Source organism: Kitasatospora sp. NPDC127060, assembly GCF_042724935.1.
Taxonomy (GTDB): domain Bacteria; phylum Actinomycetota; class Actinomycetes; order Streptomycetales; family Streptomycetaceae; genus Kitasatospora.
Genome location: NZ_JBHXEG010000040.1, coordinates 48282 through 69211, shown reverse-complemented (window position 1 = coordinate 69211; position 20930 = coordinate 48282). Strand labels below are relative to the sequence as shown.

Below are 20930 nucleotides of genomic sequence, written 5' to 3'. Positions count from 1 at the left end.
CCACCCCCCCATCCGTGGGCGGCTGGTTTTTTTTTTTACCCCCCCCCCCGGGGGGGGGGGGGGGGGGGGGGGTGTGGGGGGGGGGGGGGGGGGGGGCGCCCCCCCCCGGGGGGCCGGCCCCCCCGCCCCTCCCGCTCAACATCCTCTGGACGCCGACCGGCCCGGGCCTCGCCGAGCTGGCCGGGCTCGGGGCCGCCCGGGTCAGCCTGGGCTCGCTGCTGTACCGCTCGGCGCTGGCGGCGGCGGTGGCGACGGCGGCCGCCGTCGCCTCGGGCGGGCCGGTCGGGCCGGTGCCCGGGTATGCCGACGTCCAGGCGCTGAGCGGGAGTTGACGGTCGGCGGCGGGGGCGGGCTCAGGTCCTGGACCGCCGCGCCTCGATCCCGTCCAGGATGAGGTCGATGCCGCGTCGGAAGCTGCTGTCCCGGCCGGCCTCGACCTCATCCGGCACCTGGGTGGTGTACAGGGCGTGCAGTCGTGGGTGCGACCGGGTGGCCTCGGTGACGGCGGGCAGCAGCCGGTCCATGAACTCCTGTTCGTCCTGGCCGCTCTTGGTCAGCGCGCTCAGCCAGGCGGCCTCCACGGTGGCGGTGCCGATGGTGTAGCCCATGATGATGCCCATCACGTCGTTGGCCTCGCCGAGTTCGAAGCCGGCCGTCTCCATCAGCACCAGCATGGCCTCGGAGAGCCGCATCCAGTTGGGGCCGAGGTAGACCATGCCCACGTCGCCGATCACCGAGACCATCCACGGGTGGCGCACCACGGCGGCGCGCATGGCCTCGGTGCTCTCGATGACGGCCGCGCGCCAGACCTTCGGGTCCTCGGCGCCCTCGGCCCGGGCGAGCGGAAGTCCGCCGAAGATGTGGTCGACCACCAGGGCGAGCAGTTCGTCCTTGTTGGCGACGTGGGTGTAGAGCGAGGTGGCGCCGGCGTTGAGGCGGGCGCCGAGCTTGCGCATGCTCAGTGCCTCGATGCCGTCGGAGTCCAGCAGGGCGACGGCCTCGGCGACGATCTGCTCGCGGCTGAGGGCGGGCTGGGTCCGCCGTTTCTGTGGACGATTCCACGGCGAGGGGAAGTCCGGCTGTGCGCCGGCCCGGCGCTCCGGCGGGGTGTCGTCCTCCGACTTGGCCGTCATCTGGCCCTCCATTCCACGTGCCCCCTGGTCGGGGGCGGTCCGTCCAGCATAGGCCCGCCACCGCACACCGTACGGCCATCCGCACGCCGTACGGCAACACGCACGCCGTACGGCCTTGCGAACGGTGTTCGGTGTCCGTACAGTGTTCGGAGTAGCGCACACCGTTCGGTCGGGGACGGGTGGACGGTGTGCGCCGCGAGGACTTCCGCGCGGCCTTCCGCCGACGCGAGGACGTGCGCGGGGCTGCGGCCGACGCGCCGAACCGAAGGGGGATCGTGGTGGACCGTCAGACGGATCGTCACCCGCGCCGCTGGCTCATCCTGGTCGTGCTCTGCCTCAGCAGCCTGGTGCTGGTGATCGACAACATGGTGCTCACGGTCTCCATCCCGCCGATCGCGGAGGACCTCGGGGCCGGGGCGCAGGACATCCAGTGGATCATCGACTCGTACATCCTGGTCTTCGCCGGACTGCTGCTGACCTCGGGAAGCCTCTCCGACCGGTTCGGGCGGCGAAAAGTGATGATCATCGGGCTGGTGCTGTTCGGCGCCGCCTCACTGGTCGCGGCGGTCGCCTCCAGCCCCGGTGAACTGATCGCCGGCCGGGTGCTGATGGGCGTCGGCGGCGCCCTGGTCATGCCGAGCACCCTGTCCATCCTGATCACCGTCTTCGACGACGAGGAGCGGCCCAAGGCGATCGCCGCCTGGAGCGCGGTGGCCATGATCGGCCTGGTCGGCGGCCCGGTGCTGGGCGGCGCGCTGATCGCCCACTTCTGGTGGGGCGCGGTGTTCCTGCTCAACGTGCCGGTCGCGGCCGTGGCCATCGTCGCGGCGATCGTGCTGATGCCGGAGTCCAAGGGCCCGTGGCGCAAGCCCGACCTGCCCGGCATGCTGCTCTCCATGGTGGGCATGACCGCCCTGGTCTGGTCGATCATCGTCCTGCCGCGGGACGGCTTCGCCCACGTCAACACCCTCGGCGCGATGGCCGTCGCGGTCGCCGCACTCACCGGCTTCGGCATCCGCCAGGTCCGCACCGACTCGCCGATGGTCCCGCTCAAGCTGTTCCGCAACCGGGTCTTCACCGGCGCCAGCTTCTCCCTCGTCCTGCTCACCTTCGCCACCGGCGGCCTGATGCTGGTGCTCACCCAGTACCTGCAGTTCGTGCTGGAGTTCTCGCCCACCGACACCGGCCTGGCCTTCATCCCGCTGGCCATCGCCTCGCTCGCCTTCAACGTGATCGGCGCCGCGCTCGGCAAGAAGCTCCCGGCCCGGGTGCTCACCTCGATCGGCATGGTGATCATCGCCGGCGGCTTCGGACTGCTGGCCACCCTCTCCGTCGGCGACGGCTTCACCAAGGTCGCCCTCGCGATGCTGGTGCTCGGCATCGGCTCCGGCCTGGGCATGCCCGCCGCGGCCAACGCCCTGATGAGCGCCATCCCCGCCGAGCACGCCGGCGTCGGCTCCGCGCTCAACGACACCATCCAGCAGTCCGGCGCCGCCCTCGGCGTGGCCATCCTCGGCACCGTGCTCTCCGGCACCTACACCGGCGCGATGCCCGCCGACGCCCCCGCCCCCGCCCGGCACGCCATCACCGACGCGCTCGCCCTCTCGGCCGGTAGCAGCGACGGCGCCCTGGCCCGGGCCGCCCGGGAGGCCTTCAACACCGCCACCTCCACCACCTTCACGGTCGGCGGGATCGCCGTCCTGGTGGCGGCGGTGCTCACCCTGGTGCTGATGCGGGGCAAGGCGGCCGAGACCGTGGTGGAGCCCGCCGAGGCCGTCGGGGTTGCTGAGCCCGTCGAGCCCGCCGTCGGCGCGGGCGTCTGATCGCCCCGCCCGACGGTCGGCCCCCGGTCGCACCCCCCGTCCACCGGCCCCGGCTGCCCCTCGCAGCCGGGGCCGCGGGCCGTCCGGGCCGCCGCGGGCTCCTGGGGGCGCGTAGCCTTCGAAGCATGTCCACCCCGTACGCGGAGCGCCCGTCCCGGCTGCCCGGGGCGGTGCTGTGGACGAAGGGCGCCGACCCGGCGGACGGCGGCGCGGACGGCGGTACTGGCGGTGGTACTGGCGGTGGTACGGGCGGGCTGGTGCTGCCGGACGGCTGCATGGACCTGCTGTGGACGGAGGGCCGGCTGCTGGTCGCCGGGCCGGACACCCGGGCGTACCGGCCCGGACCGGGACTGCGCGGGCCGTGGGCGGGCGTCCGCTTCCGACCCGGCGCCGGACCGGTGCTGCTCGGCCTCCCGGCACACGAACTGCGTGACCGCCGGGTCGAGTTGGCCGACCTCCGGCCCGGTGGCGAGGTACGGCGGCTGACCGAACGGATCGACGCCGCCCCCGACCCGGCCGCCGCCCTGGAACAACTGGCCCTGCGCCTGGCGGCCGCGGCACGGCCGGAGGACCGGCTGGTACGGGCGGTGGCCGACGCGCTCGCCGCCGGGCGGAGCGTCGCGGCGACGGCCGAGGCGGTCGGGCTCGGCGCCCGGCAGCTGCACCGCCGCTCCCTGGCCGCCTTCGGCTACGGCCCCAAGACCCTGGCCCGGATCCTGCGACTGCAGCGCGCCCTCGGGCTGGCCCGTTCCGGCGTCCCGCTCGGCGAGACGGCCGCCCGGACGGGCTACGCGGACCAGGCGCACCTGGCCCGTGACGTACGGGAGCTGGCGGGAACGACGGTGACGGCGCTGCTGTGAGGCCGGGCTACAGCGGGGCGAGCAGGTCGACCCCGTTGCCGTCCGGGTCGCGCAGCGAGGCGTAGCGCTGGCCCCAGAAGGCGTCCCAGGGCTTCAGCTCCCCGTGGTACCCGGCGGCGGTCAGCTCCCGGTACACCGCGTCCACGTGCTCCGGGCTCTGGCAACGGAAGGCCAGTGCCGCCCGGGCGCCGCCGGTCGGCGGCTGCCATTCGGGGTGGAAGGAGCGGATGGTCGACTCGGCGTCGAGGACCAGCAGCAGGCCGCCGGGCAGCTCCGCCTCGACGTGCGGCTGCTGCTCGGAGCCCTCGGGGAAGGTGAGCCCCAGCCGCCGGTAGAAGGCCACCGAGGCGGCCATGTCGGAGACGGCGAGACCGATGAAGGCGATCTGCGGTGCGGGTGTGCTGTTCATGACGGCCACGGTAGGCGGGCCGCGGGCGGAGGTCTTGAACGAATCGGACACCCCGGGTGGTTCTCGTCTCCGGCAGGCGCCCGGGCGGCGCCCGGCAGGGGCGCGGCCAGCGCCTGGCACGGGCCCGGGCGGTCGGTTGTCAGTCGCTCCTTGTACCGTCGATCACGCAACGATCGGTTCGACACGGGGGTGTGGCACATGTTCAGGACGGATCCGGAGACGCCCGACGTCTTCCTCACGCCGGTCGAGGAGGTCTTCGTCCGCAGCCACCTCGGCCGGTACGCGGGGCTCGACGCCGACACCTGGACGCTCACCGTCGAGGGCCTGGTGGAGCGGCCGCTGCGGCTGGACTTCCGGGCCCTCCAGGACCTCCCGCAGCGCCGGTTCACCGCCGTCCACGAGTGCTTCGGCAATCCGCTGCGCCCGAACGTGCCCACCCGCGCGGTGACCAACGTGGAGTGGGAGGGGGTCCCGCTCGCCGAGGTGCTGGCGCTGGCCGGGCCGCGCCCGGAGGCCCGGCACGTCTGGCTGGAGGGCGCCGACCGCGGCGACTTCGCGGGGGAGAGCAGCGTGAGCTACCTCAAGGACCTACCGCTGGAGGAGGCATCGGCCGAGGTCGTCCTCGCGCACCGGATGAACGGCGAGGCGCTGCGCCCCGACCACGGGCACCCGGTGCGGGCGGTGGCGCCGCGGATGTTCGGCACCAACTCGGTCAAGTGGCTGACGCGCCTGGTGCTGGCCGCCGAGCGCCCCGAGCACCTGTTCACCACCCGGCTGTACACCCGGGTGCTGCCGGGGGAGAGCGAGTCCCGGCCGGTCCGCGAGAAGGACGTCAGCAGCAAGCTGCTCAGCCCGCGGGACGGAGCCACCGTGCCGGCCGGAGCCGCCGAACTGGCCGGGTACGCCTGGAGTTCCACCGAGGTGACGGCCGTCGAGGTGGCCGTGGACGACGGCGACTGGCAGCCCGCCGAGCTGGACGGGCCTGGCCCGGGGCCGAGTTGGCAGCGGTTCCGGCTCCGGTACGACCTCGCCCCGGGGCCGCACCGCGTCCGCTGCCGGGCCACCGACTCCGCCGGGCGGGTCCAGCCGCTCGGCGGGGACCGCAACGCCGTCCACGAGATACGGGTGACCGCGGCGGTCAACGGGCGGCCGGCCGGGCGGTGATCGCCGGGCGGACCAAGCCCGTCCGGGTCGCCGTGCAGCCGGCTGACGGCCTGCCCGGCGGCGGCCGGAAGGGGGCGATGCCGGGGTTGTCCTCGGCGAGCCGCGCGCTCTCGGCGCCACCGCCCCGACCGCTCCCGGTTTCATGACCCGTCCCGCCGGAGCAGCCCGAAGGCCCGGACCACCGCACAGCGGTCCAAGCCTTCGTTGGCCGGGTGTCGTACGGGCCCGTACGACACCCGCCGGTCAGGCGGACTCGGCGGTCGCGCGGACCCCGAAACGGACGGAGCGGCTGCCGTCGGCCAGGGCGTAGAAGACGACCGGGATCCAGTCGTCCTTGTCGTTGCGGCGCTACCCGCCGACCGCTGCGGAGCCCGCTACCCCGGCGCCCACGACCCCGGTGCCCGCCCGCAGGGTGAGGACGGTGATCTCGCTCGGGGCGAAGACCCGGAACGGCGGCCCCCAGAACCCGGTGCCCCGACTGGTGTAGAGCTGGGTCCGCTCCCCGTGTCGGCTCAGGCCGTGCACCACCGGCTGGTCGATCCGGACGAGGAAGTTGAACGGCCAGATCTGGCCGCCGTGGGTGTGCCCGGAGATCTGCAGGTCAACGCGGGCCGCCGCGGCCCGGGGGACGTACTTGGGCTGGTGGGCGACCAGCAGGACGGGCAGTGCCGGATCCGCCCCGGCCAGCGCGTCCACCAGGTCGGCGCGGTGCCCGTCCAGTCCGGAGTGCTCCGCGGTCACGTCGTCCACACCGGCCAGCACCAGGGAGTCCCCGTCGCGCTCCACCACGAGGTGGCGGTTGTGCAGCGGCTCCCAGCCCAGCTCCGCCATGCGGTCCAGCCAGCCCTGGGCCTCCCCGCCGTACTCGTGGTTCCCCGTGACGTAGACCTTGGCCAGCCGGGACCGGACCGTCCCGAGCGGCGCCGACTGCTCCCGGCGCTGGGCCGGGGTGCCGTCGGCGATGTCGCCGGCGTGGACCACCACGTCCGCGTCCAGCCCGTTGACCACCTCCGCGACCCGCGCCGACCAGTCCGCCCGGTCGATCGGCCCGTAGTGGGTGTCGGCCAGCACCACGACCCGGGTCCCGTCCAGTCCGCCACCGAGCCGTGGCAGATGGACGTCCAGCCGCTTCACCCGGGGTACCCGCATCGCCTCGCGGTACCCCCAGCCCAACAACCCGGCCGACACCACGGCCACCGCGACCGCCACCGCCCTGCCCCGGCCGCTGCCCCCGACGCCGAGCCCGGCCGCCACCAGCCCCACCAGCCCACCCAGCACCGACCAGGTGAACAGCACCCAGACGACCCCGAGGCTGGTGTCCGCGAAACGGGCCGCCCGGTCGAGCCGCCGCCGCCCGTGCCCCGCGATCATCAGGAAGGGGAACGCCACCATCCAGGCCACCAGCACGACCGTGCCGCCCAGCACCACCGGGAACGGCCAGCCGGCCCCGGCGAACAGCGTCCACCACGGCGGCAGGCACAACACCACCAGGACGACCACCAGCACGGCCAGCCGCCGCACCCCGCCCCGCCGCCGCACACCCCCACCCGCATCCCCGGCCGCCCCGCCGCCCCCACCCCGACCCGCAGCCGCTACCGCCCCGGCGGCCCCACCGGTCCCACTCCCACTCACCACATCGCCCCTCACATCGGTTCCCCCCATCATCCGCCTCCCCGCCACCCCGGAAAACGACGAAGGCCCCGCCCGGCGAACGGCGGTTTCTGGGGGTCGGGGCCTTCGTGGAGGCGGAGGACACGAGATCCGACCTCGTGAGGGGTCGCCCCGACACGGGCTCTTCTGGTCGCCAGTGCAGCTAGCTGCCGGAGGCCGCGCCTTCGGCATGGTTCACCAGTACATCGGCAACATCCGCCGCCAGCAGGAAGGGCAGGTGCCGGTTCACCTGGTCTTCGTGGTCGCGGTAACGGGCGAACGGCAGCAGGGACGCCAGCAGGGCCCACTGGTACTCGGCCTCGCCGAAGGGCCAGTTCTTCTGCTCGCAGCCTTTGAGGATGGTGCGCAGCTTCGCGATGCACAGCAGCACCCGCCGCACGTCCGGGTCCGCGTCCCCCGGAATGTCCGGTTCCCACATGGCCGTGCCGCTCAGCGATCCGACGAACCAGGAACGCACCTGGAGGAGTTGCTCGTGGCTCCAGGAGAACGTCCGTGACCACAGAGCGGATTCGAGGCGGGCGAAGTCCTTGCAGATGTGGCCCTGGTGGGTGGTCTCGAAGTCGATGACGTAGAGATCGGGGCGTCGGTTGTCCGGTCCGCTGGCCAGGACGTTCTCGCCGTGCAGGTCGCCGTGGCAGACACAGGTCAGGTAGGAGGCAGTCGTGACGCCGTAATGCCGGTCGTACAGGAGCCGTTCGAAAAGGGCGTCGGTCCCGGCGTCCCGCTCGCCGATCTCTGCCATGTGGGCGACCAGCCACAGCGGGTTCGTGACGGACCCGTAGCCCGGGTCGGCGGCGAATGGGCTGGACCCGAGTGCGGAGTTCTCCAGCAGATACCCGAGTCTGCGGTGCTGCCAGGGCAGTCCGCCGTCGATGCCGAAGATGTCGGCGACCTCGGGCAGCCGGAAGTGTTCCAGCTCGGACTCCGCGTTCTTGCCCGGCGCGTAGCTGGTCAGCTCGAAAGTGACCGGACGCAGAGCCGGATACTCCCCCCGCAGATCGCCGATGGTCCGCTGGGCCTGGCTGAGCCACGGGCCGAGCGCGTCCATGAAGACTTCCTCGATGACCGGCTGGAGCGCGTCCGGGTCCGCAGTGCGCACCCAGTCCCGCAGTGTCTTCGGTTCGTCGCGGTGCCGGAAGACATAGGACGTGAAGATGCCTTGGTAGAGATCGCCATTGCTGCTGTTGGCGATGGTGGTGCTGCCCACGGCACACTTGCTCGCCCGGTAGACCGGCCGCAGATAGGCTTCCGCGAACCGGTCGAAGTTCTCCTTCTCCCTGCGCACCTTGGCCACTTCGTCGATCTTCAGCACACCGACCGGGCCGAAGCTGTCGAGGGCGAGGAAGGTCGGCACGGGCCGTCCGGCGAACAGCGCGCCCTGGACCATGGTCCCCTGCGGGCCCGGAGCCAGCTCAGCTGCGATGCCCTGGAGCAGTCGGTTCGAGACCTGTACGGACGCGTCCTGGTCGCCCATGGACAGGAGGCCGGCGGTCGTGGCGGCACCGGGCTCCCAAGGGTTCCTGGCGACCCGCACCATCCGGATCGTGGCCAGCATGTCCCGGCCCGCCTTGCGCCAGAAGGCGAGCGCCTCCTGCCGCTCCTCCGGGGTCCCGGTGTCACCGTAGTAGCCCGTGGAGGAGTACAGCAGGTCGAGCAGGCGGTCCAGTTGGTCAGCCTTCCAGCTGGACAGCTTGAGCAGGGTGAGCGCAACGCTGCTGCGGTGCCGGTTCTCCTCGGTCCAGCGGTTGAGGACTCGGGTCGCCCAGAACTCGGCATAGATGTGCCGGTCGGCGAACCTGGGATCCTGGACCAGCTCGTTGAAGCGCAGCTCCTTGGGAGCGGTCGGGTCAGGGCCGCCCACGAGGAGATGGATGCCGATGGCGTGCCGCAGCCAGCTGTAGACGTGCGGTACGCGGTTCAGCTCGGGGTCGCGCAGCTCGCCGAGCGCCAACAGCACCGCCGTCTCGGTGACGTCCAGCAGTTGTTCACGCTTGGCCTCGTGGTACCGGTAGGAGATCTGGATGAGCTGGAGGTAGCCGAGGATGTCGGCGAGGGTCTGGTAGCCGCTGGAGTGCCAGTGGCCCTCCACGGCGTAGTTCCAGAGCGCGCTGGCCAGCCAGTGCCGACGCAGCGCCCGGACGTCGACCACTGTGTCGCCCTTGGCATACGACAGCATCTCCGAACGGCAGGTGCTGCGCGCGTCCTTGGCCCGCTGGTGAAGTGCCTGGGCGTCATCACCGGGCACGGAGACGGAGGCGAGAAGGCCGGGCAGCTCCTGCAGGTCCTCGTCAAGGACCGGGAGGAGCGACTCGGAGGGGACGGGGGCATGTCTTCCGAACAGCTCGGTGATGCGCGCTCCCAGCTCCGCCGCCAGTTGCCGGACCGTGTCCTCGTCGGGCTCAGCGGACCGCCAGTCGCCGACGACCGTGTCCCAGTTCCGGGTCGGGTTCATCTGCGAGGGGAACCGGGAGCCCGGGACGCCGACGGTGGCCGTCTCGCCCTCGGCAGCCGCCGAGACCGCGACGCCGCTGCCGGCGGCCACGGCGTTCACCGTCGCCGCCGGCGCGGCGCCGCCTTCGGACGCCGGCGCCGGGGCGACTGCCGCCGTGACAGCAGCGACCGCCACGGCGGGGCCGCTTCCGGTGCCCGCAGCCGGGGCCTGCTGCAGCTGGCCGGCGGAGGCCGGACCGAAACCCGCTCCGGGGCTCGGCGCCGGTCCTGTGTCCGCCGCCTGGACAACTGCCGGACCGAGCTGTTCCAGCCGCTCTCGGCAGTGCTCGATCGTCGGCGTGTACCTGCCGTCGTCGTTCCGCTCGGACTCCAGGAGAAAGACGGCGAGTTCCAGTAACTCGCGCGCCCGTGCGACATCCGCCTGCATGTAGCACTCGGCCACGGTCGACGCACCGTTCGCGATGCGGTACCCGGGAACGTACGGGTATCCGTTTGCGAGTTGCTCCCGCGTCCTGAGCAGACCCTCGCGGGCCTTGCGGAGGCGCGCCTCCCGCGACGGCACCGCCTGGATCGCGTCGTCCAGCGCCCGTTCCAGTACGTCCGTTGAGTGCAGGAGAATTTCCGTGGTCACACCGCTGCCCACCGATGCCTCCTCAAGTACGTGATGTACAAGGCTTGTTGATGCAAAACGCGGCCTGGTCGCGATATCCCGGCAGAGCCGCGGAGCTACCGCCACCGGTTCGGACGAAGACGCCCTGAGGTCAGCTCGCGGGGTGGAGGTCCTCGCGGTGGCGCCGGTCGCCGACCAGAAAGGCGGACTGCGGCAGCACCACATGGGCTCCGGCGCGGCCGAGTGCTATCTCTTTGCGGGTGGCACAGATGACCCCCGCCTCGGTCTGCTCGTTCGCGAGGGTGATCAGTGCAGAACGCAGTTCCTCGGCCTCGGGGCGGTCCGTCAGGAGGTCGTACACCTCCAAGAACCGAAGCTGTCGATATGCCTCCCCCGGCACCTTCATGGGGCCGTCGATGACGCGCCGGACGTGCTGGAACGCCACGGCCTTGGCGAGATCCGTAAGCTCCTCGTGCCCGACCTCGCCCAGTTCCTCGACGAGTTCACGCCGCAGGCACTCGGTCGCCGGCTCCCGGCCGTCCCCGCGGTGCAGCCAGCGCGCGAACGCGAGGACCCCGCTGCCGGAAAGGAAGCCCCGCAGATCGAGCCGCATCACGGCACGGCCACGCTGTTCGGGTTCGAAGCCCAGTCGCTCCAGGGCGGAACGGGCTGTTTCACGGTATTTCACCACTCCCCCCGGCGGGCCGAAGGCGCCAGGGCGGGCGGGTGTGGCGAACAGGACGAACCGGTCCTCCTCATGGAGTCGCAACAGCACGGCCACCGACACCCGTGTCCGGCGCCGCGGTGTGAGAAGGACGAGCAGCAGCTTCAGGTGCCGCCGGTTCTGCCAGAGGGTACGGCCTACATAGCTGAGCAGGGCAAGAACGAGCCCGCCGACGATCTTCTCGACCACTGGGCCTCCCCCACGTGGTGTTTGCGCGCCAATGTACCGATGCCGTGCGTCGCTCAGTGAGTGAACGCCCGGACTGTGACTGGTCCGTGTCCTGAGACGTCGGGACGGTCAGGCGCGCACGGTCCGCATCGGATCCAAGAATCCGAAGGTTCCCTGTGCTCCCGGCCCGGCCAGAGGGCTTGTGGTGGCCAGGAGGTTGAGAGCGATGGTTCCGTCGGCCTTTGGTCCGCCAGGCCAGGTCCGCCACATCTGCGGTTGGCGTCGGCTGGCCTGGGGGACGAACGGTGTCGCGTCTGCGAGCAGGCCGGGAGATGCGCCTCGTCGGACCCCGGACCCCGGACCCCGGACCCCGGCCCCCGGACCACCGTCCGGTCGGTCGGTCGGGCCCGGGCCGCCCGGGACGGTCGGCGCGCCTGTGGGCCCGGCCGCTTCTACGGTGAAGGAGCACAGCGGCTCTGCACGAGGCGGTGATCCCATGGGCCCATCCCCAGTCCGCTCCGGCATGCGCGGCGGGCCGGCGGCGCGCCCGAGACGTCCGCGGATCCCGTGAGCCGGCGCGACGGGCCGACCGGCCGCGCACGTCTGCGGCGGACGTTGACGTTCTGGCTGCGTCCGGCGTTCGCACTGCGCGTCGTCGGCCGTTTCCAGCGGATCGTCGGCTTCGACCGGTCGATGGCGCTGGCCTCGACCGCGCTCTCGGCGTTGGTCCCGTTGGCGCTGTTGGTCTCGTCCGTCCTCGGCGGTCTGGCCCGGCCGGACCTGGCACAACGGACGGTGCGGCGCTACGGCCTGACCGGCGGAGGGGCGGATGCCGTCACGGCCCTGTTCTCCTCCGGGCTCGGCTCGAACCCGGGCCTCGGCGTGATCGGTGCCGTCTTCCTCGTGATCTCGACGCTCAGCTTCGCCCGGGCGGCGCAGCGGCTGGTCGAGCAGACCTGGGAGCTGTCGCCGCTCAGTGTGCGCAACACGGCCAACGAGCTGCGGTGGGTGGCCGGCCTGGCCGTCTACCTGGCGGTCACCGGCTGGCTCCACGCGGCGCTCCCGCGCGGACGGCTGAACCTCGCCGCGACCCTGTGCGAGGTGCCGGTCACGGCGGCCTTCCTGCTCTGGAGCGGCCGGATCCTGTCGGCGAAGCGCCTGGGCCCGCAATCCCTGTTCCCCTTCGCCGTCCTCGGCGCCGTCCTGGCCGCCGCGTACGCCGTGGGCGCGACCGTCTACCTGCCGCACCTGTTCAGCTCCTACGCCACCCGCTACGGGCCCGTGGGCGCGGTCTTCGCCATGATCTCCGCCCTGTTCGGCGCCATGCTCGCCCTGGTGGGCTCGGCCGCGCTGGGCCGGGAGGTGGTCGATGAACTCGACCGGATCCGGTACGGTCGGCGCCCTCCGGACGACGAGGTCCGGCGCGAGTGGGACAACGTGATCGCCCAGGCCCGCCAACGCTGGCAGTCGGCATGGCACGGACTCGGGCGCCGCAGTCGGCGCCGGGGGTGACACCGACTCCCGGGCGGGCCCCGGAGCGCGCGGTCTCCGGCGCCGCGTCCGGATCCGGCCCGACCAACTGGCTGATCGACACGTTCATCACGGCGGTGTCCAGCACCATGAGGAACTGGGCGGCGCCGAGGACGGAGAGGGCTCTCCAACGGCCCGTCGGTCCTGCTCCAAGGGTTCGTCGAGGCGGCGTGGGCCTTCGCGTCAGACGTCCGAACGAGCGGTGACCCGTCCGGCGCCGACCGCGTCGAGCAGCGCCTGGTGGTCGCGTTCGTTCTGGTCGGCGTAGGCGACCGCGAAGCGGGCCAGGGCCCGGTCGAAGACGTCGCCCCGGCCCAGGTACGCGGCGATCGCGACCCGGTCCCCCGATCGGGCGTGGGCGCGGGCCAGGGTCCATCCGCACAGCCGGCCGAACTCGTCCAACTCGTCCGGCGACATCAGGCCGGGCTGCGCGATCCCCTTCCAGTCGCGCAACTGGCGGACGTAGAAGTCCCGTTCGCGACCGTCGATCCCCTCGACGTGCTGCCAGCCGAGGAAGATGTCGCTGGCCGCCTGCATCAAGCGCTGCCCAGTCACGACCCGTTCGCCCTCGGAGGCGAACCCGCTGCGCCCCACGTGGGCGGCCAGCACGGACTGCTGGGCCTCCTTCGCCTGGAGGAACAGGGGGTCCCGGTCGTCCCTGCCCAGCAGCAGCACGATCCAGCAGCGGGTGCCGACGCTGCCGACCCCGACGACCTTGCGGGCCATGTCCACGACGGTGAACTTCCGGAGCAGGCTGCGCCGGTCCGCGGACAGGCTCCGGCCGTAGCCCTCGATCAGGTGGTGGATCTCCTCTTCCAGCGCCAGGCGTTCGCGATCCGGGAGGAGGTCCGAGACGGGCGTGATCAGCGGAGGATCGGGGGTGATGCGCCGCTCTCCGTCCACCTCGCGGGTGAGGTTCTCGAAGGCTTGCAGGCTGTCGCGGGTGCGGGCCTTGGCCAGGTTGGCGGAGAGCCGTTTCCGGGTGCCCTTGTGCAGTCGGCCCGAGACGGCCGCCTGCACCTGGTACGCGTCGGCCTTGGCGTACCAGACGTCGAGGTGGCCCATCCCGGCGAAGGCGTGCATCGCCTCCCGGTAGGACCGCACGCAGGACCGGACCGCCGCCTCGCTGTCCTCGTCGTCGAAGCCGTTCTCGCGTCCGGCGATGACGAGGCTGGCTGCGAGACGCTTCACGTCCCACTCCCACGGCCCCGGCAGCGTTTCGTCGAAGTCGTTGATGTCGAACAGCAGGTGCCGTTCGGGCGAGGCGAGCAGACGGAAGTTCAGCAGGTGTGCGTCACCGCAGAGCTGGGCCCGAATGCCCGAGGTGGGCGTGCCGGAGAGGTCGGCCGCCATGATCGCCGCGGCACCCCGGTAGAAGCGGAACGGTGATTCCGACATCCGGCCGTAGCGCACCGGTACCAGTTCCCGGACCCGTGAGGCGGACTGCGCCTCGATGAGGTCGATGGGATCGGGGCGGTCCCGGCGCGGCGCGAAGTCGCCGTGCGCGGACCGGGGCGACGTCCTCCGGGCCGCACGGCCCCGGTCGGCGCGTTCACGCGCCGTGAGAAGGGCCCGGGAGTGCTCTGCCCCGTCGCCCGGTGTCGGTCCGTCCGTCATCGCGGGCCTCCTCACGCATCGCCCGAAAGGAGTGTTTGTACCTCTCCATGCTCGGCCGTGTCGCGGGCGGGCGCATCCCGCGCCGCCGGCGAGCCACTCGCCGGGCCGTGGCGGACGATGCGACAGACAATCGGAGAAGGGGCAATCGGGGGGCGAAGCCCAGACGACCCGTCCTCCCTTCCCGAGAAGGAGGCCACCATGACCGACGACATCGACGTCCCCGAGATGGGCCCCGTCGACTACCTGGTCGTCGAGTTCCCTCAAGTGGGCATGAGAGGCGAGGGCCTGCCGTTGCTGATCGATCTGGTGGACCGAGGCATCATCCGCATCCTCGATCTCCTGTTCATCACCAGGCGGGCCGACGGTTCGGTGGTCGGCGTCGACATCTCCGACATCGACCGGGACGGCCGGCTCGACCTCGACGTGTTCAGGGGGGCCTCCTCCGGCCTCCTCGGCGACGACGACATCAACGAGGCAGGTTCCGCCCTTGAACCGGGCTCCTCCGCCGGGGTCCTGGTGTACGAGAACCTGTGGGCCGCACCGTTCGCGAGCGCCCTGCGCCGGAACGGTGCCAGGGTGGTCGCCAGCGGACGCATCCCGCTCGACGACGTCCTCCACGCCCTCGAAGCGGCGGAGGCCCGAGCCTGAGCAGTGGCCGGGCAGTGATCGGTCCGATCGGCTCGGGCCACCCATCCACCGTGCACATCACAGATCGGAGGCCGAGACCCATGGCAGGTCTGCTTCGAGGCGTCGCCCGCACCGCAGTGATCTCGGGAACCGCCACGGCCGTGTCCAACCGCGTCTCCCGACGGCAGGCCGGCCGGTGGGCTCAACAGGAGGCCGCCCAGCAGGCCGCCTACGCCCCGCCGCCCCCACCCGCACCGATACCGCAACCCGCACCGGCCGCCTCCATGGAGGAGAAGCTCGCCCAGCTCAAGGACCTCGCCGCGTTGAAGGAACAGGGCGTCCTGTCCGACGCCGAGTTCGAGGGCCAGAAGCAGCGGATACTCAACTCCTGACCGGGCTGCCCGTGCCCGGCCGACCGCGTCCTGGCGGGACCGTTCGGGGACCGGCGGCCCGCCAGGGGACGCCCCGTGGCCGCCGGTCCCTCCTCCGGTCGGTCGACGGCCGGACGCGGCAGTGACCGCCCAGCGACCGGCCCGGCTCCCCGGAGGGACCGGGGAGCCGGGCCGACCGTGCCTTCAAGGGCCGGGACGGCCGTTCTCGGGGCCGTCAGGCCTCCCTTCTGGTCGTTCCGGCGCACAGCGCCCAGATGACGAAGGCGTCGATCGCGATCAGGACGACCGCCCAGAAGGGGTAGTAGGGCAGCCACAGGAAGTTGGCGATCATCGCCAGTCCGGCGACCACCACACCGGTGACACGGGCCCAAACGGCGCCGCTGAACAGCGCCACGCCCGCCAGGACGACGACGACCCCGAGGATCAGGTGGAGCCACCCCCACCCCGTGGTGCTCATCGAGTACACGTAGTGCCGGGTGATGACGATCAGGTTGTCCTTGGCGATGCCGGCGATTCCTTGGAAGATCGCCATGGTGCCGCCGACGACCAGCATGATGGCGGCGAAGACGGTCCAGCCGGTCGCGAAGGGACGGTGTTCGGGGACCCGGACGGCCCGGGCCGCGTCGGTCGTGCTGCTGGTCATGACATGGACTCCTTCGGTAACAGCCGCCCGGCCGCGGAGCTGGGACAGGGCGACAGGACTCCGGTTCGGACGGGTTCTGGGGGAACGGCGCCCGCCGGGCTTCCGACCGGCCCCGGTGGAGCCGTCAGGAGTTCGGGGACGCGGAGAAGGGCGAGGATCCGGCGGAGCTTCGGCCGGACGCCGACGAGGCGGAACTGCGTGTCGCGAGCGTGGCAGGCCCGGCGGGTTCGGACGAGGGCGCGCACACCGGCGGCGTCGCAGAAGGTGAGGGCCGCGACATCGAGGTCCAGCCGGTGTGGACGTTCCGCGAGGGCCCGGGCGACGGCCTCGCCCACGAGCGGTGCCGTGGCGATGTCGAGCTCGCCTTCCAACGACACCGATGCGGTGTCCTGGCACAGGTCGGTTCTGGTGCGGAGGAGGCCGTCGTCTTCCATTGCGACCACCCGGGAAGCTCGGTTGACGGGAAGGACTCGGAAAGAGGCTCTGCGTCCACCGTAGGACCGGGTCGTTCGGCCAGCCGTGGGCCGCATGGACCGCATCGAAGGTCCACACGGCCTCGTCCGGTGCGGGACACGGCTCCTCACCCTCCGTGCTCGTCGACAGCGCGGCGGCCACCGTCCGATCCGAACCGTTCCGAAGACGCCCGTGGTCAGCACCCGGAAGGCGCGTCCGAGCAGCCGCCCGTACAGGGGGCCGCAGGCAGCGCTGTCCCGCCGGGACCGGACCGGTCTGCGTCGATGGGCGACGAAGCGGACGACATCGCCCGCTTGCACGCGCGGATCACCGTTCTGGAGGCCGCGTCCAAGCGGGAGCACCACCGCTTGCGCACCTCCGGCGCGGTGGTGCTCGTCGTGGCCAAGATCTGGCGTTGGTGCTACTCGTCGACGGGGCTGCGGCCCGGCTGCGGCACCACGAAGAACTCCGTCACGAAGCCGGTGATCGTTCCGTCGATGCTTCGGCCGACCCACGTCGGGTAGTGGCCGTCGCCCCAACCCGAAGAGAAAGCGACGAGGCTGTGGCCGCTCCCCGGGTCAGTGAGAACAGCCGGCGCGCGCACCATGGAGTTCCCCTCGCCGAACAGGGCCGTCTCCAGGAGCTCGTAGTTCTCAGCGAGCAGGTCGCCAAGAGGGGCGCCGGCAGCGGCATCGACGAAACAGCCGGTCCCCGCGTCGACGCCGTAGCCGAAGAACTCCGTGTCGCCGAGGTCGCCGAGGGCTTGGCCGTCGCTCAGGGCCAGTGTCCACTCCACGGTCGGCTTGTCGCTCACCTGCAGCCAGGCGGCGGCGACACGCTCATCCACGACCTCGCGGACTTCGCCTCGGGCGATCCCGACGACCGAGAGAACGACCGGGTGGGTGCCCGGCTCCACTTCAGCGGTGAAGGGATCCAGGTCGTCGCCGAGTCCAATGAACGGATCGCAGGCCGCGACCTTGCCCGAGGGCAGAGCGAGGGCGGTCTCGGGCAGTGCAATCACTGTGGCCGTCATGCCGTGGCTGCAGTCGTACGAACTGCCGGCCGTGAACAGGCGCACCACATCAGGGGCAGCAAGCGGCATCGGGGGCTCAACCTCGCAGTAGGAGAACGGATGGCTGGCCGGTCGGTGCCTCAACAGGATTGATCCCTTGAACATCGGCCTGGCCTTGCCGCCCAGACGGTAGCCCGTCGCACGGACAGGCGGGGCAGCAGATCGCCTTCAAGGCCAGCTGACGCCGCGCGAGCCGGACCCGGCGCTGCGGCTAGAGGGATCACGGAACGACGAAGGCCCGGACCACGTGATGCGGTCCGGGCCTTCTGCCGGCGGAGGATACGAGATTCGAACTCGTGAGGGGTTGCCCCCAACACGCTTTCCAACTGTTCGTCCGGCTGTCCGAAGAGGTCCGCGTCAGTCCTGACCTGCGGCGGAGTGAACCGCTGGGCAGTGGCTGGACCCGGCTGGACGGGGGGAACGAGACCAGAACTGAGACCAAGCGTGCAGGCGGCGCTCGGGGAGCGGCGTCCGCCCTGTCGCAGGTATCGGTCCGGTCATCCGTCGGCTGCAGCCCGACCAGAGTGGCGTGGCCCGGGGTAGCCATCGCTCCCCTGATCGAGTGAACCGACAGTAGCCAGCGGTTCGCCGAATCGTTACCCGGGAAGATGTTGCGAATACTTCGAATACTTCGGATGCTGCGACTACGCTGGGAAGCTAGGAGGTTCGACTATGGCAACCGCCACAGAAGGCCGGAAGATCGCGCCGGGCACCGTGGACGCGCAAAGCGCCGAACGGGCGCTGCGTAGGGTCCGTGACTACCTCGCGCACAACACGGACGCCACCGCAGACATCACCATCGTCGGTGAGGTCGGCACCGACGATCCTCTTGTGCTGCCGCGCCCCACGGTCGAGATGTTCGCCGCCATGCTCGCCGCCCTGGCGAACGGGCAAGGCGTGCAGATCATGCCAGTCAATGCCATCGTGTCCACCCAGGTCGCCGCCGACATGCTCAACGTTTCCAGGCCCTACCTGATCGGTCTCCTGGAGAAGGGAGACATCCCCTTCGAACGGGTCGGGCGCCATCGGCGCATCAAGTTCAACGATGTCATGGAGTACAAGCGGAGAGACGACCGCGAACGTAAGGACGCAGCCGACTCGCTCACGGCCCTCGATGAGGAGCTGGGGCTGCTCTGACATGGCCTTCATCGTTCTGTACGACTCGAACGTGCTCTACCCGAACACGGTGCGGGATCTGCTCATCCGTCTGGCTCGGCACGGGATCGTCCAAGCCAAGTGGACCGAGCAGATCCTCGACGAGGTGGAAGCCGCACTCCGCCGCAACGACATCGGAGACGACGAGAAGCGTGCGGAGCTGCGGCGCCGCATGAACGCAGCTGTGCGGGACTGCATCGTCACCGGCTACGAGCCTCTGATCGACGGGCTCAAGCTCCCCGATCCGAACGACCGTCACGTCCTCGCGGCGGCGATCAGGGCCGGCGCGCAAGTGATCGTCACCGACAACAGCAAGGATTTCCCGTCCGAGTACGTGGCGGAGTGGGGCATCGAGCAGAAGACCGCCGACGACTTCGTCATGGACTTGATCGACCGGGCGTGTAAGCGATCTCGTGTAAGTGCCTTGTAGCTATTGGATGCTGAGCCGGTTCTCGAAGAAGAGTGAGAACTGGTTCAGCGCCTCCTTCCAGTGTGCGGCGACGTGGTTGATGTCGCGGGCCCTGGGAGTGATCTGCTCCCGCACCGCGAGGTAGAGCACCTTCAACGCGGCCTGTTCCGAGGGGAAGTGGCCGCGGTTGCGGGTGGCCTTCCGCAGTCGGGAGTTCATCGACTCGACCATGTTCGTGGAGTACACGACCCTCCTTATCGCGGGCGGGAACGCGAGGTAGGGCGTGAACTCGCTCCAGGCCGCCCTCCAGGTGCGGACCACGGCCGGGTAGCGTTCGCCCAGCTCGGAGGTGGCCAGTTCGTCCAAGGCCCGCTCTGCCGCCTGTTCGGTGGGCGCGCTGTAGATCGCCCGCAGCGCCGGCACCAGTGCGGGGTGGTCCCTGCCCGAGGACAGCCGCAGCGAGGCGCGGATCAGGTGGATCACGCAGGTCTGCACCGTCGCCCGCGGCCAGGTGGCCGTCACCGCGTCCGGCAGCCCCTTCAGGCCGTCGCAGCAGACGATGCACACGTCCTCGATGCCGCGGTTGCGCAGTTCGGTCAGCACCGTCATCCAGGCGGTGGCACCCTCGCCCTCGGAGCCGACCCACAGGCCCAGGACGTCCTTGCGGCCGTCCATGTCCACCCCGACCGCCAGGTAGACGGGCTTCGAACTCACCGATCCGGAGCGGATCTTCACCCACAGGGCGTCGATGTAGACGATCGGCCACACGGAGTCCAGCGGCCGGTTCTGCCAGGCGGCCAGCTCGTCCGTCACAGCGTCGGTGACCTTGCTGATCAGGTCGGCGCTGACCTCGACCCCGTAGATCTGGGCGAGGTGGGAGCGGATGTCGCGCACCGACATCCCGCGCGCGTACAGCGACAGGATCCGCTCGTTGAAGCCGGCCAGGCGCCGCGCGTTCTTCGGGATCAGCCGGGGCTCGAACTCGCCGTTGCGGTCCCTGGGCACCGCGACCGTCACCGCCCCGACATCGGTCAGCACGGTCTTCGGCGACGTCCCGTTGCGGCTGTTGCCCGAGCCACGGCCGGCCGGATCGTGCTTCTCGTAGCCCAGGTGCTCGGTCATCTCCGCGTCCAGGGCCCGCTCCAGCACCGCCCGGGTGACCTGGGTCAGCAGCCCGCCCTCGCCCAGCAGGGCCGCACCCGAGGCGTCCGCGCGGTCCATCAGCCGCTCGACGACCTCGTCCACCAACCGCTCATCGACCGGCTCGACGACCGGCCCTTCCTTCTCGCTCATGTCCTGTCCGTTCCGGCCGGCCAGAGCCCTCAGCCGGGCCCAGGCCAGCCTCCCAGATCACGGACTTACACGAACTATCTGACACGCTCGATCGACCTGGACGACCGTGTGGTCTACGGCTGCGTCATGGAGATTGCGGGTAGTCGGCGACGGGAGCCGGTCACGTTCGACGACGTGCTGGGCCAGTTGGAGAGATCCCAACTGATCGGATCAGTGAGCATGCTCCGAAGCGGACCTGTCGAGAGCACCTGACGAGCCAAGTCCATGGGCCCCGGCCGCCAGCAGATGCTGGTCGGGGCCTTCGCGTACTCACTCACACAGGAGCGGGACGATGCTTGGCAACTCTGGGGGACAAGCTCCATGTCGCGCACCACGCCGTTGCCCCGGTGGGCCGCCGAGATGGTCGAGGGGCGACTGTGGGAGAAGGGGAAATGACGAAGGCCCGGACCACGTGATGCGGTCCGGGCCTTCTGCCGGCGGAGGATACGAGATTCGAACTCGTGAGGGGTTGCCCCCAACACGCTTTCCAACTGTTCGTCCGGCTGTCCGAAGAGGTCCGCGTCAGTCCTGACCTGCGGCGGAGCGATCCGTCAGTCGATCTCTGAACGGGGCCGGACGGGGGTGAATGCAACCAGAACTGCAACCGCTGTCGGCCGTGCTGCGGGGCAGCCCGAGGTCATGACCGGGGGCGCAACGCGCTGCCGTCGGGCGTAATGGAAGGACCGG

General features: G+C 71.2%; 18 protein-coding genes. 8 read left to right on the top strand and 10 right to left on the bottom strand.

Annotation, left to right across the window (positions count from 1 at the left end):
• Positions 1–353: 353 nt before the first annotated feature.
• On the bottom strand, positions 354–1133 hold the full coding sequence (locus tag ACFWIS_RS22250; protein WP_380451182.1) for a TetR/AcrR family transcriptional regulator: 780 nt from the start codon (positions 1131–1133) through the stop codon (positions 354–356).
• Between the two features lie 278 nt (positions 1134–1411).
• Between ACFWIS_RS22250 and ACFWIS_RS22245 the strand changes: the two genes are divergently transcribed.
• On the top strand, positions 1412–2956 hold the full coding sequence (locus tag ACFWIS_RS22245; protein ID WP_380451184.1) for an MFS transporter: 1545 nt from the start codon (positions 1412–1414) through the stop codon (positions 2954–2956).
• Between the two features lie 125 nt (positions 2957–3081).
• Positions 3082–3816 (top strand): helix-turn-helix domain-containing protein, encoded by a 735-nt coding sequence (locus ACFWIS_RS22240; RefSeq protein WP_380451185.1) that lies wholly within the window; start codon positions 3082–3084, stop codon positions 3814–3816.
• A 7-nt stretch (positions 3817–3823) separates the two neighbouring features.
• On the opposite strand, the gene ACFWIS_RS22235 is transcribed toward ACFWIS_RS22240, so the two are convergent.
• Positions 3824–4225: a VOC family protein gene (locus tag ACFWIS_RS22235; RefSeq protein ID WP_380451186.1), complete on the bottom strand. Its 402-nt coding sequence runs from the start codon at positions 4223–4225 to the stop codon at positions 3824–3826.
• 198 nt (positions 4226–4423) lie between these two features.
• On the opposite strand from ACFWIS_RS22235, the gene ACFWIS_RS22230 reads away from it, so the two are divergent.
• On the top strand, positions 4424–5389 hold the full coding sequence (locus ACFWIS_RS22230) for a molybdopterin-dependent oxidoreductase (RefSeq protein ID WP_380451187.1): 966 nt from the start codon (positions 4424–4426) through the stop codon (positions 5387–5389).
• A 348-nt stretch (positions 5390–5737) separates the two neighbouring features.
• On the opposite strand, the gene ACFWIS_RS22225 is transcribed toward ACFWIS_RS22230, so the two are convergent.
• The 3 genes from ACFWIS_RS22225 to ACFWIS_RS22215 all read right to left on the bottom strand — a co-directional run bounded on the left by ACFWIS_RS22225 (position 5738) and on the right by ACFWIS_RS22215 (position 11034).
• Positions 5738–6928, bottom strand: coding sequence for a metallophosphoesterase (locus ACFWIS_RS22225; protein ID WP_380451189.1), 1191 nt, complete (start codon positions 6926–6928; stop codon positions 5738–5740).
• A 274-nt stretch (positions 6929–7202) separates the two neighbouring features.
• Complete coding sequence (locus tag ACFWIS_RS22220) at positions 7203–10247, bottom strand: phosphotransferase (RefSeq protein ID WP_380523968.1); 3045 nt, start codon at positions 10245–10247, stop codon at positions 7203–7205.
• 25 nt (positions 10248–10272) lie between these two features.
• The gene (locus ACFWIS_RS22215) at positions 10273–11034 is read right to left on the bottom strand and encodes a hypothetical protein (RefSeq protein ID WP_380451193.1); all 762 of its coding nucleotides are present in this window, start codon (positions 11032–11034) and stop codon (positions 10273–10275) included.
• A 594-nt stretch (positions 11035–11628) separates the two neighbouring features.
• Between ACFWIS_RS22215 and ACFWIS_RS22210 the strand changes: the two genes are divergently transcribed.
• Complete coding sequence (locus ACFWIS_RS22210; RefSeq protein WP_380451195.1) at positions 11629–12525, top strand: hypothetical protein; 897 nt, start codon at positions 11629–11631, stop codon at positions 12523–12525.
• Between the two features lie 201 nt (positions 12526–12726).
• Here the strand turns inward: ACFWIS_RS22210 and ACFWIS_RS22205 are convergent, their stop codons facing one another.
• Positions 12727–14160, bottom strand: a complete 1434-nt coding sequence (locus tag ACFWIS_RS22205; protein WP_380451197.1) for a DUF2252 domain-containing protein — start codon at positions 14158–14160, stop codon at positions 12727–12729.
• Between the two features lie 198 nt (positions 14161–14358).
• Between ACFWIS_RS22205 and ACFWIS_RS22200 the strand changes: the two genes are divergently transcribed.
• A complete protein-coding gene (locus tag ACFWIS_RS22200; protein WP_380451199.1) occupies positions 14359–14808 on the top strand; it encodes a DUF6325 family protein in 450 nt (149 codons plus the stop codon).
• Positions 14809–14888: 80 nt separating this feature from the next.
• Positions 14889–15179 (top strand): SHOCT domain-containing protein, encoded by a 291-nt coding sequence (locus tag ACFWIS_RS22195; RefSeq protein WP_380451201.1) that lies wholly within the window; start codon positions 14889–14891, stop codon positions 15177–15179.
• A 214-nt stretch (positions 15180–15393) separates the two neighbouring features.
• Here ACFWIS_RS22195 and ACFWIS_RS22190 read toward each other — a convergent pair whose 3' ends face one another.
• From ACFWIS_RS22190 to ACFWIS_RS22180, 3 genes are all read right to left on the bottom strand, one after another.
• Positions 15394–15822, bottom strand: coding sequence for a hypothetical protein (locus ACFWIS_RS22190; protein ID WP_380451203.1), 429 nt, complete (start codon positions 15820–15822; stop codon positions 15394–15396).
• Entirely contained in the window at positions 15819–16256 is a 438-nt protein-coding gene (locus ACFWIS_RS22185; protein WP_380523966.1) for an STAS domain-containing protein, read from the bottom strand. Before ACFWIS_RS22185 ends, ACFWIS_RS22190 begins: the two co-directional genes overlap by 4 nt.
• A 440-nt stretch (positions 16257–16696) precedes the next feature.
• Positions 16697–17377, bottom strand: coding sequence for a DUF4241 domain-containing protein (locus ACFWIS_RS22180; protein WP_380451207.1), 681 nt, complete (start codon positions 17375–17377; stop codon positions 16697–16699).
• 642 nt (positions 17378–18019) lie between these two features.
• Between ACFWIS_RS22180 and ACFWIS_RS22175 the strand changes: the two genes are divergently transcribed.
• Together ACFWIS_RS22175 and ACFWIS_RS22170 are read left to right on the top strand one after the other, a co-directional pair.
• Complete coding sequence (locus ACFWIS_RS22175) at positions 18020–18484, top strand: helix-turn-helix domain-containing protein (protein ID WP_380451209.1); 465 nt, start codon at positions 18020–18022, stop codon at positions 18482–18484.
• A gap of 1 nt (position 18485) precedes the next feature.
• On the top strand, positions 18486–18932 hold the full coding sequence (locus ACFWIS_RS22170; RefSeq protein WP_380451211.1) for a putative toxin-antitoxin system toxin component, PIN family: 447 nt from the start codon (positions 18486–18488) through the stop codon (positions 18930–18932).
• On the opposite strand, the gene ACFWIS_RS22165 is transcribed toward ACFWIS_RS22170, so the two are convergent.
• Positions 18933–20204, bottom strand: coding sequence for an IS256 family transposase (locus tag ACFWIS_RS22165; protein WP_380451213.1), 1272 nt, complete (start codon positions 20202–20204; stop codon positions 18933–18935). It lies immediately after the preceding gene.
• Positions 20205–20930: the final 726 nt, after the last annotated feature.

Excerpts from the sequence above, each read along its gene's own strand:
- ACFWIS_RS22250 (WP_380451182.1), bottom strand. The coding sequence starts at position 1,133 with ATGACGGCCAAGTCGGAGGACGACACCCCGCCGGAGCGCCGGGCCGGC.
- ACFWIS_RS22240 (WP_380451185.1), top strand. The coding sequence starts at position 3,082 with ATGTCCACCCCGTACGCGGAGCGCCCGTCCCGGCTGCCCGGGGCGGTG.
- ACFWIS_RS22235 (WP_380451186.1), bottom strand. The coding sequence starts at position 4,225 with ATGAACAGCACACCCGCACCGCAGATCGCCTTCATCGGTCTCGCCGTC.
- ACFWIS_RS22230 (WP_380451187.1), top strand. The coding sequence starts at position 4,424 with ATGTTCAGGACGGATCCGGAGACGCCCGACGTCTTCCTCACGCCGGTC.
- ACFWIS_RS22205 (WP_380451197.1), bottom strand. The coding sequence starts at position 14,160 with ATGACGGACGGACCGACACCGGGCGACGGGGCAGAGCACTCCCGGGCC.
- ACFWIS_RS22200 (WP_380451199.1), top strand. The coding sequence starts at position 14,359 with ATGACCGACGACATCGACGTCCCCGAGATGGGCCCCGTCGACTACCTG.
- ACFWIS_RS22195 (WP_380451201.1), top strand. The coding sequence starts at position 14,889 with ATGGCAGGTCTGCTTCGAGGCGTCGCCCGCACCGCAGTGATCTCGGGA.
- ACFWIS_RS22190 (WP_380451203.1), bottom strand. The coding sequence starts at position 15,822 with ATGACCAGCAGCACGACCGACGCGGCCCGGGCCGTCCGGGTCCCCGAA.
- ACFWIS_RS22185 (WP_380523966.1), bottom strand. The coding sequence starts at position 16,256 with ATGGAAGACGACGGCCTCCTCCGCACCAGAACCGACCTGTGCCAGGAC.
- ACFWIS_RS22180 (WP_380451207.1), bottom strand. The coding sequence starts at position 17,377 with ATGCCGCTTGCTGCCCCTGATGTGGTGCGCCTGTTCACGGCCGGCAGT.
- ACFWIS_RS22175 (WP_380451209.1), top strand. The coding sequence starts at position 18,020 with ATGGCAACCGCCACAGAAGGCCGGAAGATCGCGCCGGGCACCGTGGAC.
- ACFWIS_RS22170 (WP_380451211.1), top strand. The coding sequence starts at position 18,486 with ATGGCCTTCATCGTTCTGTACGACTCGAACGTGCTCTACCCGAACACG.
- ACFWIS_RS22165 (WP_380451213.1), bottom strand. The coding sequence starts at position 20,204 with ATGAGCGAGAAGGAAGGGCCGGTCGTCGAGCCGGTCGATGAGCGGTTG.